The following is a 13183-nucleotide window of genomic DNA, read 5'->3' as shown; positions in this document are numbered from 1 at the left end:
CCTTATTATATGCTTTGCTTTTTTATATTGTGTCTAGCTCATTTATCGAAATGGGAACTACGGTAAGTAACGCTCTTTGGCCAATAGGCACATCAGCATTTGGAAAGACGATAGCCTCTCCACCTTTTTCAGCAATATACTCCTTACCTGTTTCACTGGCTATAATCTCGCCTTTTTGAAAACCGGTAAAATTAGGCGCATCACTGCCGAAATGTAACGTAAAGTCCGCCTGATTTTTAATGATATTTTGATTTACTCTATACAACACCATACCCTCTGAGTTGAATTCTGGGTTGTTATCATTACTCGTAATTAGGTGTCTTAATGTTGTGTTTACTTTTTCAAATTTAGTCATATCATTTTGACCAAAAGGCATTACTTTACCTAGCTCTACAGTAAACGAGTTTGCATTAAAAAAGTGTGATGAATAGTAACTAAATGTTGCTGTAGAACTGTGTGAAAGTAAAATAGTATTCACACCGCATGCTGACATGACGGCTAGCTGTTCAAGGCTATAAGCTTTTCCATGGGTATAAGGGTAAACCGCAAACTTGTCGTTGATGGACTTTCGAATTGCAGTGTGTAAATCATAATGGACCCGTTTAACTTCGCCCTTATCTTTGGCATAAAAGTCTTCAACGCACTGCTCTAAAAACGCCGCTCTTCTTCGCTCGTTATTTTGTATTCCCTCTTTATGAGTATTACAAAATAAGCGGTTTAAGTTTTCATCAATAAACCGGGTTTGCTTGTTCATTGCATCTAAGTTGCCAAAAATTACTAATACCCGATGACACAATAAAAGCTCTTCTTTTAATATGTCTTGAACTAACTCATCACAAATTTCAATGGGTGCGGTTTCATTACCGTGTATTCCACAAGAGTATATAAATGAATCTCCCCCTCCAACAGGTTCAAACTCTATTACACCGGGTCCGTGCACTGTGACAAGAGTCTGATTATTTAGCCTAAAGTGAGTTTTAGAAGTGACGCTAGCGTCATAGTTTCTAGAGCGTTGCAGAAAATTAGAAATAGAAATGTGCATTTGGTACAGGACTTACCATGAAAGGTCTCAATTGTGCCTAGCATGATACTGGTTAAGTAAGGAGCTGTTAAGTAGATTACAAAATGAAGCTATATTACATAGCTTCATCTAACTCCGTTTTTACCATTTTACCTAGCCCGTCTTTATACAAATCTATAAATTCACAGACTCGAATTGCTTTTGAGAATAGAAAACCTTGTACAGTCTCAACATTAAGCTTTCGTAAAATAGCAAGTTGGGCAGGAGTCTCTACCCCTTCCGCTACAACGTCACATTGCTTGCCCTCTGCGATCACTTGCGTAGCTTTAATAATTGCTTCATTTATTGAAGAGTTTTCTAACTCCATTACAAAGGATTTATCAATTTTAAGCGCACTAATAGCAATATCTCTAACATAAGAAAGGTTACTGTACCCTTTACCAAAATCATCGATAGAAACAGAAATACCTAAAGTATCAAGCTCAGCTAACTGTTTTTTTACCATTAAGGAATTAGATAAAACCATATCTTCTGTCAATTCAACTTCGAATAGGCTCAATGGAAGTTGATACTTTTGCTCAAGGCCTTGTAAGGTTGAAATCAGCTTGTTGTCGTACAGCTGTGTAGGTGAAATATTGACAGATAAACCTATATCTATATTTTCACTTTGTAATTGCTTCATTATTTTAAAGGCCTCTTCAAGAGTCCAATAAGCCAATTCAGTAACCATATTATAAGATTCGGCTGCCTCAATTAATGGGCCGGGAAACAAGACACCATCTAACGGGTGGTTCCATCGAAGTAAACACTCTACACCCACGATTTGTAAACTCTTAGAGTTCACTTTAGGTTGTACATATAACTCTAACTCGTTATTTTTTAACGCACGAGTCAAATCAGCTTTTAACGCTAAGCTTCTGCCTGTATCAGGTTTTTCTGCTAAATCTAAAACATAAAAATTATCGAACTTATTTTCTTTAGCATATTTAAGAGCGGCCTCTGCTTTAGCGACAAACTGCTCCAACTCAAAATGACCATTTGTCATAGTCACAGCACCCACATTGAAATCAGCAATAAACGCATGATCTTCATAATGCATTGGTGTTTTAAAGTGTTCGATTAAGTGCTCATAATACTTATGTAAACAAGAGCGAGAATGTTTTCCTTCAAAAATGACACCAAAAGCATCGCCACTAATACGACCAAGTTCAACTTTCCCGTTAAACAAGGCAAGTATGCGGTTGGCAATTTCTAGTAAAATTTGATCACCAACTTTCATTCCAAAACTGGTAGTTACATCAGAAAACCTAACGACATCAACTAACATCAAAGAAAAATGAGGTTTTGTTTTTGCTTGTTTTTCGATTGAATCGATAAACATAAATCGATTCGAGATAGTATTCAAAGAGTGGTAAACGCGATTCATGATTTAGGTCGTACCTCGGCCTCTAATGCAATCAAATCATTGTTTTTATTAGTGTTACACAACAACAGAGAATTTCAAATATTCACTATCGATGTGTAACGCTACTCGTAAAATTAACGTTACAGCAAATTATACCTTTTTAGTCATGCCCTGTTATACATGGTTCTAATTTCCAAATTCTATCGACATAATCTTTAATTGAACGATCAGACGTAAACTTACCCACTTTCGCTGTGTTCAAAATAGCCATTTTTGCCCACTTTTGCTTATCTCGATAAGCCAAATCCACTTCTTTTTGTGCTGAACTATAAGACTCAAAATCAGCTAACACTAAATACGGGTCTCCGCCTTCAAGTAGACTATGTTTAATTGATAGCAAAGCCCCAGGCTCTCCTGGTGTAAAATAATCCGTTTCAAGCCAATCGAGCACAGCTTTCACTTCTTTATTTTTATCGTAAATATCGTAGGGGTTGTACCCTTTATCCCAAAGGGTTGATACATCATCAATGGTTAAACCAAAAATAAAGATATTTTCGTCTCCAACCTCTTCGGCTATTTCTACATTTGCTCCATCTAATGTACCAATAGTGACCGCGCCATTGAGTGCCAACTTCATATTCCCCGTTCCAGATGCTTCTTTTCCAGCAGTACTGATTTGTTCAGAAACATCGGCAGCGGGGATCAATTTTTCAGCTTGAGAGACACGGTAGTTAGGCATGAAAACAACTTTTAGTTTTTTGTTAACCCTTGGATCACTATTTATTGTTTCAGCCACCTTATTTATAGCAAGAATAATATCTTTCGCTAACTTGTAACCCGGCGCCGCCTTCGCAGCAAAAATAAATACTCGGGGATGCATGTCATAATCAGGATTTTCCAATAAACGACGATACAAAGCCATGATATGAAGTAAATTCAAATGCTGGCGTTTGTATTCATGTAAACGCTTTATTTGAATATCAAAAATAGCATTTGTATCTAATTTTATTCCTGTTAACGCCTGGATTTCTTTTGCCAATGCAACTTTGTTTTTATGCTTAATTTGCATGAATTGCTTTTGAAATATTTTCTGCTCTGCATATTTAGCAAGGCCTTGTAACTTATCTAAATACAAGGGCCAATCCTTGCCGATTTTATCCGAAACTAACTCAGACAAAGCTGGGTTACAGGTTTTCAGCCAGCGCCTTGGAGTAATTCCATTAGTGACGTTCATCAGTCGCCCGGGATATAACTCATTAAACTCTGGGAAAAGGTTTTCCTTTACTAATTTAGAATGAAGTTCAGCAACACCATTGACTGCGAAACTACCGATAACCGATAAATTACCCATTCTCACCATTTTTTCACTGCTTTCTTCAATAATAGAAAGCTTGGCTTTTATATCATTATTTCCTGGCCATTTAGCTTCAACCTCTTGCATAAATCTATGATTTATTTCATAAATAATTTCCAAATGACGAGGTAATATTTTTTGAATCATTCGAGCAGGCCACTTCTCCAATGCTTCTGGCAATAAGGTGTGATTCGTATACGCAAAGGTATGTGTACAAATATCCCATGCTTTTTCCCAATCGAGTTCAGCTCTATCCACTAAAATCCGCATTAACTCGGGGATGGCAATCGCAGGGTGAGTATCGTTTAATTGGATCACCACCTGTTCAGTAAAACGGCTCCAATCATCACCATGGGCTCGCTTATAGCGGCGTATGATGTCTTTTAATGAACAAGCACAGAAAAAGTATTGTTGAATCAGACGCAGCTCTTTACCAGCTTCAGTATCATCATTGGGGTAGAGAACTTTCGATATTGTTTCAGCTTGCACATTTTCTCGCTGTGCATCCACATAGCCGCCTGAATTAAATACATCCCAATTAAAGTGATCACTGGACTGGCTTTGCCATAAACGCAACACATTAACACTTCCTCCTTCATACCCCACTACTGGAATATCCCAAGGAAGTCCCTTTACAATCGAGCCGGGATGCCATTCTTTTTGAATGCGTCCATTTTCTCCGTATTTAGTTTCAACATAACCATACAAGGAGATTTCTTGAATGGATTCTGGACGACATATCTCCCAAGGATTCCCATAATCTCGCCATGCATCTGGGCGTTCAATTTGCTTGCCGTTTCTTATCTCTTGACGAAAAAGACCGTTCTCATAATGAATACCATAACCAATGGCAGGGAAATTCAAAGTAGCAAGTGAATCTATATAACAAGCGGCCAGTCGCCCTAATCCACCGTTTCCAAGGGCCATATCTGGCTCTTCTTCCATAATATCTGAAAGCTCAACACCTAGTGCTTTAAGGGCGTCTCGAACATCATCGAATACGCCAAAATTTTGCATGTTATTTGAAAGCAACCGTCCCATTAAAAATTCAGCTGAAAAATAATGAACAGCTCGGGTATCGTTAATGTAATGCTTTTTCTGCGTTTTTCTTAATCCTTCCAATACATGTTCATTAATTGCAGCACATGTTGCTTTCCACCATGCATGGTTATTCGCTTTGTTTTCGTCCGTGCCAAGAGTGGAATGAAGGTGGCGAATAATCGCTTGCTTGAAGTCGTATTTTTCAAATTCAACTGTTGTTTTCATAACCTGTTCTCGCAGAAAAAAGAATAAAAGATAACTACAATGTCGTACAACTATTAATCATATTAGCAGCACAATTTACGCTTTTATGTTAAATCTGTGTGAATCAGGCGAAAAAAAAACGCCATAACATAAGATTATGACGTCTTTTTACAAAGAATTAACGTATCAACTGATAACTGAGTCAACTAATTGCTGTGCTTCTACAACAAGTTCATTTAAGTGTTCTTCTGACTTAAAGCTCTCCGCATATATTTTGTAAACGGCTTCTGTACCAGATGGCCGTGCCGCAAACCAACCATTTTCGGTAACCACCTTAATGCCACCAATTGCCGCATTATTTCCCGAAGCATGGGTAAATATGTCTACAATAGGTTCACCCGCTAATTCCGTTGCAGACACTGATTGCTTATCAATGGATGATAACGCCTTTTTTATTTCTAGCGTTGTAGGTACATCGTTTCTCACATAAAATGGCGCGCCAAAAGTGCGTGTTAATGACGAATAATGTGTAGCGGGATCATCACCCGTTACGGCGAGCATTTCAGCTGCTAATAAACATAAAATAAAACCATCTTTGTCTGTAGCCCACGTATTGCCATTGCGAGTCAGGAATATTCCGCCAGCGCTCTCTTCTCCGGCAAACCCAGTAGTCTTTTCAGTTAATCCATCAACAAACCACTTAAAACCGACAGGCATTTCTGTAATCTCTCGCCCAACCTTAGTCGCGACTCTGTCAATCATGCTACTCGATACAAGGGTTTTACCAATATTCAATGTATTTGGCCAATCCGTTCTGTGGCTGTACAAATAGTTCACTACTGTGGCTAAATAGTGATTTGGGTTCATCAAACCTGTGCCTTTGCACACTATTCCATGGCGGTCAAAATCCGGGTCGTTACCAAATGCTAGATCGAACTCATCTTGCATTTTTATAAGGCCAGCCATAGCATATGGAGAAGAGCAATCCATACGTAGCTTGCCGTCTTTATCTCTGTGCATGAACGCAAAACGGGCGTCAACCTCATCATTAACTACACAGATATTTAAACCCCATACTTTTGCAATAACAGCCCAGTAACCAATTCCCGCTCCACCTAATGGGTCTGTACCCAACTTTAGGTTTGCATTTTTTATTGCTTCCATATCAATAACGGTATTGAGTTCATTGATATACGGCATCATAAAGTCGTCGAAGCGAACAAACTCTGATGCTAAAGCATCGCTGTAAGGTATGCGCTTCACGGCTTCATTATTACTAGCCATTAGGGCGTTCGCTCGAGCCTGAATGACATTAGTAATATCTGAACCAGCAGGCCCTCCATGAGGCGGATTGTATTTAAACCCGCCATCTTCTGGCGGATTATGCGACGGTGTAATAACCACACCATCACATAAAAAAGCATCACTATCCTTGTTACTTCTAATGATTGTTCGAGAAATAACGGGTGTAGGTGTATAGCCTCTACTCTCATTGTCTGAAGTTTGTAGCACAACTTTTATGCCATTAGCCGCGAGTACTTCCACCGCAGTCGTCAGCGCAGGTTCGCTGAGCGCATGAGTGTCCTTACCAATAAAACAGTCCCCAGTAATTCCGTTTTCAATTCTGTATTCAGCTAATGCTTGGCTGATAGCGGCAATATGCATGTCGTTGAAAGACAAAAGCGCTGCACTTCCACGGTGGCCTGATGTACCAAAACTTACAGCTTGAGCAGGAACGCTTACATCTGGCGTTAACGTATAATAATCAGAAACGAGTCTTGCTACATTGATTAGTTGAGATGAGTCAGCGGGTAAGCCAGCCTGAGGGTGTAAAGGCATTAAAAGTTCCTTGTCGTTCTATAAAAGTAGGAAAAATAAAATCTAAATAACCTTAACGTATGGTTACGCATAGGTAAATACTAATTGTGCTTTGCTACACTGGAGGAAGGCTCTTCAACTTCATCAATAGTAGTTTTGCCTAAAAGTTAGAAGAATAAATGTTTAAATTACCGTAAGCTGAGGAAAAGAAAAGAGTATTGTCGAATGAATAAAACGTTATTACCGTTAACTACCCAGTTAAACAAGGTTATTCTTGGAAAAGAACAACAAATAAAACTATCTATTGCTTGTTTACTCGCAAATGGCCATTTATTAATTGAAGACTTACCGGGCATGGGGAAAACAACCCTTTCTCACGGGCTAGCCTCAACTTTCGGTTTAACTTATTCACGAATACAATTCACTTCAGATTTACTACCTGCGGATATGCTTGGAGTTTCGGTCTTTAATGCCAAAGTACAAGAATTTGAATTTAAAAAAGGGCCGATTTTCAATCAACTCATTCTGGCCGATGAAATCAATCGCGCAAGCCCCAAAACACAAAGTGCATTACTCGAATCTATGGAAGAAAATCAAGTCAGTGTAGACGGCACGACGTACCCTTTACCGAATCCATTTTTCGTTATTGCGACTCAAAACCCATCATTTCAATCCGGGACTTACCCATTACCCGAATCGCAGCTAGACCGTTTCTTAATGAAAATTTCGTTGGGTTACCCTAATGTGGAGGCGGAAAAAAATATGTTGATGCAAATAGAGGATAACCCTGCTTCAATCGAAACCTTGCTTACAGAACATACACTAAGGGAAATGCAGCAAGAAGTAAGTAGAGTATTTGTAAGTGAAAAAGTAATTAATTTTATTTTACAACTCGTTACTACTAGTAGAACAGTTAATTATGTAACCTCGCCTTTGTCGCCAAGAGCAAGTAAAGCCATTTTAAAAGCATCTAAAGCATGGGCTTATATGCACAACCGCGATTATGTGGTTCCCGAAGATGTACAGGCTGTTTTCAGCTCGGTGACCGAACATAGATTAAATGGGGGAGAAAGCAGTTCCCATGGAAGCTCTCCGGTGAGCCAAAAAATAATAGAGTCTGTCGATCCATTATCGGTTTAATCTAACTATGCGCCAATTAATAACAAAACGATTTGCGAAATGGCTAAGAAAAAGAATTCCTGCGGAAAATAATCAAACGTTAAGTCACCAAAAAATATTTATTTTTCCGTCGAAATTTGGAGCTTGGTACTTAATTTTATGTGGGTTGTTGTTTGTTTTAGGCACAAATTATCAAAACAACATAATGCGTTTGCTGTGCACGTTTTTATTGTCTTTGTTTTTACTTCACCTCTTTGCTAGTTATATTAATTTTTCTAGGTTGCGAATAAAAGCTTTGCCTTGTAGCGATATCTACGCGTCTCAAACTTCTGTTTTACCGGTAGAATTATCATACAAAGGTAAAGCTGTAGAAGGCGTTATTCACCTTTCTTGGTGGAATGAACCTGATACTAAGGTAATATCAGTGCCGATAGAATCGCCATACACACATTTAGTTATGCCAATGCTATTGTTACAACGTGGGAAACACAGACTAGGTCGGCTCACATTAAGGTGCGATTACCCCTTGGGTCTTTTTAAGTGTTGGACTCATTTAGATCTCGACCAAACTATTACTGTATTTCCTACCCCAAAGACATGCCATGTCAATTTATTAGCCCATCAGGGTGAATCGAATTCGTCCACATTAACGTTTCGAGAAGGCTTTGAAGAGTTTCATAGCCTTCGAAATTTTCAGAATACCGATTCACTCACTAGAGTTGCGTGGAAACACGTTGCTAAGAACAATGAGTGGCGAGTAAAAACATTTGAAGAACCAATGCCCTCCTCAGGCTTTCTAACACTTGAAAGCAGTGATAGCCCCGACTTAGAAGTAAAATTATCTGAATTGACTCATCAAATACTGACGCTCAATAAAGCCAATAAACCTTTTGGCTTCAAGTTTCAAGAGTTGTTTATCCCTCCTTCAATAGGTGAAAAGCACAAAAACATCTGTTTAACCGCGCTTGCGCATTACCCTAGTGTGCTGGATAGCGAGGGTACTAATGATGAAAGATAGTCACTCTATATCTTCCGCTAATGCACACGCTATATTTATTCTTACAATTGCGTTTTTAGCCTTAACAGCAGCGTTATATGCACCATTGATGAGCTGGGTGATAATATTGTCTGTATGCGCCGTCGTCGTGCGACTAAGTGTGTATTTAGGCTGGTACACTAAACTCCCTGAAACCCGAACTATTAACCTTTTATCTGTATTAACTGTTATTGCCCTAGCTTGGTTGGGGTGGCAACAAGGCTTACTATTATCAATGGTAAACCTTCTTGTATCTGCATGTAGTTTAAAACTCATGATAATTCGAACGAAAAAGGAGTTACTACAGTTATTTCTCAGCTTACTTTTTCTATCAGGAGCGGCCTTTATTTTTGAACAGGGAGTTCTGTTCGTTTTGCTTTATAGCATTATCCTAATGAGTTTGATGGTAGGTTTAGCATTGCAATTTGGGTCTAACTCTTCGATTTATTATCAAACTAAGAAGTTAACCATCTTATCACTACAAGCACTGCCTATTGCCGCCCTACTCTTTTTGGTATTTCCCCAGCTGCCACCTCTGTGGATTATGCCGTCAGATCAAAACTCAGCATCAACAGGACTCAGTGACACAATACGCCCCGGCGATATCGCAAATCTAAGCCAATCATCTGAACTCGCATTTAGGGCTAATTTTGAAACCATTGTACCCGCTCCACCACAGCGATATTGGAGGGCGTTAGTTCTAGAGCATTTCGATGGCGAAGAATGGACCATATCAGAGCAGCGCGCAAAACAAATATTGCGAAACAAAGCATATAAGAAAGAGTTTTCTTTAACACCTATTGGGCAACCCATAGATTATAAAGTGTACGCAGAAGCATCCCGTGCGTTATGGCTATTTACACTCGATGCGCCAATACCAGCAAACAAAACTACTCAAAGTAAAATATGGCAAACCGACACTTTTGCATTTCGAGCAGAACAACCCCTTTTAAGTGCTATTGCCTATGATGTTCAATCATACCCATCAGTGAAATTAAACCAAACAAACAAAAGGTTTGATCAGCAACTCAACTTGCAATTGCCTAAAAAAGGAAACCCAAAAACACGAGAATGGGTTGAAACATTACGCCGACAAATACCCAATAATAAAGACTTTGCGGCAACCGTTTTAAATTACTTTGCTGACCCAGTATTTAGCTACACACTAACTCCCCCCTTGATGCGAGGCGATAGTATCGATGATTTCCTCTTTGAGCAACAACAAGGTTTTTGTTCACATTATGCCAGTGCAATGACTTTTATATTACGACACGCAGGTATTCCTGCTCGTATAGTCGCAGGGTACCATGGTGGAGAAATGCTGGATAAACAAGTGATGAGCATCTACCAATACGATGCACATGCATGGGTAGAAGCCTGGATGGACGATGAGGGTTGGGTGCGTTTTGATCCTACAGGTGTCGTTGCGCCTGAAAGATTAACCCTCGGATTAGAAGCCGCTTTACAAAACAAAGACGCATTTTTGGCGAATCAAGCCTTGTCGTTAAGAAAATTCAAACATATTTCGTTTTTTAGCTCATTGAGAAATACATTAAATAAAGTCGATTATTTTTGGAGTCGTTGGGTTGTTGGTTTTGACAAAGAGCAACAGAGTGATTTATTCGAAACTATTGTCGGTAAAATCACTCCTGAAAAATTAATGTACCTTATGCTTAGCGTGGTAGCAATTATAGCCCTCTTCCTGTTCATTCTATTCGCTCCTAAATTGGGTTCTAATAAAAGAGAACCTTCATTAACCCTATATTTATCAATGGTTAATAAATTAGAAGCTAGCTCTCAATGCGTTCGAGGCACACGTTCTCCAACACAGTATTTAAACGAAGTAGAGCCCTATATATCCATTGAAGCCTTTAATCATGCCAAAGTTATTACAAGGTTATTCGTCAAATCACAATACACCAACAACATAGACTCAAACCAAAAATCTATATTGAGTAAAATGAAATATCACTTTAGGAAGTTAAACAAAGAGATATAAAAAAACCGGCCATAAGGCCGGTTTTTATTTACAAGTTAAAACGATTACTTAGCTGCTTTACGCGCTTTCGTTTCTTCTATAACTTTTTCCGCTACGTTTTGCGGACATGCATTGTAGTGGCTAAATTCCATTGAGAACTGACCACGACCTGAAGTGATCGTACGTAAGTGACCAATGTATCCAAACATTTCTGAAAGAGGCACATCAGCTTTAATACGTACACCAGTTGCACCGGCTTCTTGGTCTTTGATCATACCGCGACGACGGTTCAAATCACCAATTACATCACCTACGTTGTCGTCAGGCGTGAACACATCAACTTTCATGATAGGCTCAATTAACTGAGGAGCTGCTTTAGGAATAGATTGACGGAATGCACCTTTCGCTGCAATTTCAAACGCAACCGCTGATGAATCTACTGCGTGGAATCCACCGTCGAATAATTCAACTTCAACGTCTAATACTGGGAAGCCAGCTAGAACACCTTCATCCATCATTCCAGCAAAACCTTTCTCGATAGCTGGGAAGAATTCTTTTGGTACGTTACCACCCACAACAACAGAGTTGAATGTGAAACCAGTATTTGGCTCACCAGGCTTAATGCGGTAATCAATTTTACCAAACTGACCAGAACCACCAGATTGCTTCTTATGAGTATAAGAATCTTCAACTGCTTGAGTGATCGTCTCACGGTATGCAACTTGAGGCTCACCTACTTCTAGTTCAACACCATAAGTACGCTTCAAGATATCTACTTTAATATCTAAGTGAAGTTCACCCATACCAGATAGGATTGTTTCACCTGAATCTTGGTCGGTTTCAACGCGGAATGTTGGATCTTCAGCAACCATTTTACCAATCGCAATACCCATTTTTTCAGTTGAACCTTTATCTAAAGGCTTAACAGAAATAGAGATTACTGGCTCTGGGAACACCATAGCTTCAAGAATAATTGGGTCTTTAGGATCACACAAAGTGTGACCTGTTTGCACATTACTCTTCATGCCTACAATCGCGATGATATCACCCGCTTGCGCACTGCTTAATTCGTTGCGATCATCAGCTTGCATTTCACACATACGACCAATACGTTCAGTTTTACCTGTTGCCGCATTAAGAATAGTGTCACCTTTATTCAAGGTACCTGAGTAGATACGTACGAAGGTTAATGCACCGAAACGGTCATCGGTAATTTTAAATGCAAGTGCTTTAAAGCTTTCGTCTGCAGAAACTAGTGCTTCTCTACCTGTAGGCTCACCTTCTTCATCAGTAAGAGGCTGAGGGTCTACTTCAGTAGGAGAAGGCAAGTAATCAACAACGGCATCAAGAATCAATTGAATACCTTTATTCTTGAATGCTGAACCACAATAAGTTGGGAAGAAGTCCATTGTGCGAGTTCCTTTACGGATACAACGCTTGATGTCTTCAATTGAAGGCTCTTCACCTTCCATATACGCCATCATTAGGTCGTCGTCTTGCTCTACTGCAGTTTCAACTAGCATTTCACGGTATTCTTCTACTTTGTCAACCATGTCCGCAGGAACATCTTCAACTGTGTAGTTTTCTGGTAGGCCTGTTTCATCCCAAACGTAAGCTTTACGAGTAAGAAGGTCAACAACACCACAGAATTCGTCTTCGATACCGATTGGTAAAACCATAACTAACGGGTTAGCCGCTAATACGTCTTTAGTTTGTTTTACAACGCGATAAAAATCAGCACCCATACGGTCCAATTTGTTAACGAAGATAATACGTGCAACTTCTGAGTCATTCGCATAACGCCAGTTAGTTTCTGACTGAGGCTCAACACCACCAGAACCACAGAAAACACCGATACCACCATCTAACACTTTCAATGAACGGTAAACTTCAACTGTGAAGTCAACGTGTCCAGGAGTGTCGATTACGTTAAAGCGGTGGTCATTCCAAAAACAGCTTACCGCTGCTGATTGAATAGTAATACCACGCTCAGCTTCCTGTTCCATGAAGTCGGTTGTAGATTCACCATCGTGAACCTCACCTGTTTTATGGATTTTACCAGTAAGTTTTAAGATACGTTCTGTTGTGGTTGTCTTACCCGCGTCTACGTGGGCGAAGATACCAATGTTACGATAATGAGATAAGTCTGCCATCAGTTCACTTTTTAATTGGTTCAGTGTAAAAAAACGGGCGGATTATAAAGGATT

The 13183-nt window shown here is 39.4% G+C and carries 8 protein-coding genes; 3 read left to right on the top strand and 5 right to left on the bottom strand.

Annotated features, from left to right (window positions below; translation table 11 throughout):
- Positions 1 to 22 precede the first annotated feature (22 nt).
- From astE to pgm, 4 genes are all read right to left on the bottom strand, one after another.
- A complete protein-coding gene (astE, locus tag J3L16_RS04145; protein ID WP_207611638.1) occupies positions 23 to 1042 on the bottom strand; it encodes a succinylglutamate desuccinylase in 1020 nt (339 codons plus the stop codon).
- Positions 1043 to 1136: 94 nt separating this feature from the next.
- On the bottom strand, positions 1137 to 2447 hold the full coding sequence (locus J3L16_RS04140; RefSeq protein ID WP_207611637.1) for a bifunctional diguanylate cyclase/phosphodiesterase: 1311 nt from the start codon (positions 2445 to 2447) through the stop codon (positions 1137 to 1139).
- 139 nt (positions 2448 to 2586) lie between these two features.
- Positions 2587 to 5046 carry a glycogen/starch/alpha-glucan phosphorylase gene (locus J3L16_RS04135; RefSeq protein WP_207611636.1) on the bottom strand — a complete coding sequence of 820 codons (2460 nt, stop codon included), beginning with the start codon at positions 5044 to 5046 and terminating at the stop codon, positions 2587 to 2589.
- 165 nt (positions 5047 to 5211) lie between these two features.
- Complete coding sequence (pgm, locus tag J3L16_RS04130; RefSeq protein WP_207611635.1) at positions 5212 to 6864, bottom strand: phosphoglucomutase (alpha-D-glucose-1,6-bisphosphate-dependent); 1653 nt, start codon at positions 6862 to 6864, stop codon at positions 5212 to 5214.
- Between the two features lie 204 nt (positions 6865 to 7068).
- Between pgm and J3L16_RS04125 the strand changes: the two genes are divergently transcribed.
- From J3L16_RS04125 to J3L16_RS04115, 3 genes are read left to right on the top strand one after another with little or no spacing between them, the layout of a single operon-like run.
- Positions 7069 to 7983, top strand: coding sequence for a MoxR family ATPase (locus J3L16_RS04125; protein ID WP_207611634.1), 915 nt, complete (start codon positions 7069 to 7071; stop codon positions 7981 to 7983).
- Between the two features lie 7 nt (positions 7984 to 7990).
- Positions 7991 to 8980, top strand: a complete 990-nt coding sequence (locus J3L16_RS04120; protein ID WP_207611633.1) for a DUF58 domain-containing protein — start codon at positions 7991 to 7993, stop codon at positions 8978 to 8980.
- Positions 8970 to 10997, top strand: a complete 2028-nt coding sequence (locus tag J3L16_RS04115; protein WP_207611632.1) for a DUF3488 and transglutaminase-like domain-containing protein — start codon at positions 8970 to 8972, stop codon at positions 10995 to 10997. Before J3L16_RS04120 ends, J3L16_RS04115 begins: the two co-directional genes overlap by 11 nt.
- A 44-nt stretch (positions 10998 to 11041) precedes the next feature.
- On the opposite strand, the gene fusA is transcribed toward J3L16_RS04115, so the two are convergent.
- Positions 11042 to 13129, bottom strand: coding sequence for an elongation factor G (gene fusA, locus J3L16_RS04110; protein WP_207611631.1), 2088 nt, complete (start codon positions 13127 to 13129; stop codon positions 11042 to 11044).
- Positions 13130 to 13183 lie beyond the last annotated feature (54 nt).

It is taken from the genome of Alteromonas sp. 5E99-2 (assembly GCF_017368475.1).
Lineage (GTDB): Bacteria > Pseudomonadota > Gammaproteobacteria > Enterobacterales > Alteromonadaceae > Alteromonas_F.
Note: the sequence above shows the minus strand (reverse complement) of the source record. Positions and strands in the feature narration are given on the sequence as shown.

Bases quoted from the DNA above. Each gene is read 5' to 3' on its own strand.
- astE (WP_207611638.1), bottom strand. From the start codon at position 1,042: ATGCACATTTCTATTTCTAATTTTCTGCAACGCTCTAGAAACTATGAC.
- J3L16_RS04140 (WP_207611637.1), bottom strand. From the start codon at position 2,447: ATGAATCGCGTTTACCACTCTTTGAATACTATCTCGAATCGATTTATG.
- J3L16_RS04135 (WP_207611636.1), bottom strand. From the start codon at position 5,046: ATGAAAACAACAGTTGAATTTGAAAAATACGACTTCAAGCAAGCGATT.
- pgm (WP_207611635.1), bottom strand. From the start codon at position 6,864: ATGCCTTTACACCCTCAGGCTGGCTTACCCGCTGACTCATCTCAACTA.
- J3L16_RS04125 (WP_207611634.1), top strand. From the start codon at position 7,069: ATGAATAAAACGTTATTACCGTTAACTACCCAGTTAAACAAGGTTATT.
- J3L16_RS04120 (WP_207611633.1), top strand. From the start codon at position 7,991: ATGCGCCAATTAATAACAAAACGATTTGCGAAATGGCTAAGAAAAAGA.
- J3L16_RS04115 (WP_207611632.1), top strand. From the start codon at position 8,970: ATGAAAGATAGTCACTCTATATCTTCCGCTAATGCACACGCTATATTT.
- fusA (WP_207611631.1), bottom strand. From the start codon at position 13,129: ATGGCAGACTTATCTCATTATCGTAACATTGGTATCTTCGCCCACGTA.